The 1,065-nt window shown below is 73.0% G+C and carries 2 protein-coding genes; one reads left to right on the top strand and one right to left on the bottom strand.

Annotated features, from left to right (window positions below):
• On the top strand, positions 1–740 hold a 740-nt coding region (locus G6017_RS14285; RefSeq protein ID WP_182617955.1), incomplete at its 5' end, for a DNA gyrase subunit A.
• Here G6017_RS14285 and G6017_RS14280 read toward each other — a convergent pair.
• Positions 733–1,065 (bottom strand): PD-(D/E)XK nuclease family protein (locus tag G6017_RS14280; protein ID WP_182617953.1); only part of this gene is annotated, 333 nt, incomplete at its 5' end. The two genes, G6017_RS14285 and G6017_RS14280, sit on opposite strands and share 8 nt — an antisense overlap.

Here is a 1,065-nt window from a genome sequence, read left to right as displayed (position 1 = left end):
GGGCGGGGTGGGGCGCCGAGTTCGACGGCGCCCTCGACGGGATCCGACGAGCGATGGACGATGAACAGGGCCGGGGCCCGACCGCTCCGCCGCCCGTGATCACCGGGGACCCGGGGCCCTCCGACCACGTCGCCCGGCGATCGCGGTCCGGGCGTGTCGACGAGGCCGCGGTCGTGCTCGACGAGCAGGTCGGGGAGCTCTGCGACGCGATCGCGGTCCTCCTGCGGGTGGAGAGCGTCCCCGGTGCGTGGCTGGATGATCCCCGCGCGTCCGACAGCCGGACCGGGACCCTCCTCGACAGCTGCGGTGTCGATGATTCGGTGGGGATCCGGACCCTGCTGTGGCATCTGCGCCGGACCGGCCTGGATTCGGTCGAGGGTCTGCTGCCGTTCGCCGAACCGGTCGGCGCCGCCGAGGGTTTCGAGGTCCAGGCGAAGAGGTTCGAGCACGCGATGGCGCTCGGCGGACTCGGTTCGGACCCGGGGTCCGGGGGTACCTGGACCGGTCGCCTGTGGCCGATCGCGGAGCGCCGCGGGTACGGGTACGCGGTGTCCTATCGGACCGGGCCGGACGCCGGGTCCATCTGGGCGTACGGCGGGGAGGAACCGCTCCACCGGGTGTGGGATTCGGTCGTCGACCTGCTGGTCGAGCTGTACCAGGCGTTGACCACCGGCGAACCCTGCGACGCCGCGGTCGCGGCCGCGGCGAACGGCCGGGTGGTGTGGACGAACCTCAGCTGAGGTCCCGTCCGATCACGGTGGCCCGGTTGCCGCGGCAGAACACGAGCTCGACGCGCGAGACCGTCCGGCCGGTGGTCGCGCCCAGCAGTTCGGCGTACGCGCACAACTGCAGCAGGTATTCGTCGACTGTCCCGGTGGTGACCGCCACATCGGTCTTGTAGTCGATGACGGACAGCGAACCGTCGGGCTCGTCCACGACCAGGTCGACCACCCCGTCCACCGCCACCGGCGTGCCGTCGGCCGTGGCGAGAGCGCCCGCGACCGGCAACTCCGCCCAGTGGGGGCGGGCGGCCGCCCTCCGGACGGGCTTCGAGGTGAGGGCCGT

Source organism: Dietzia sp. B44, from assembly GCF_014145245.1.
Lineage (GTDB): Bacteria > Actinomycetota > Actinomycetes > Mycobacteriales > Mycobacteriaceae > Dietzia > Dietzia natronolimnaea.
This window is presented reverse-complemented; position numbering and strand designations above follow the sequence as displayed.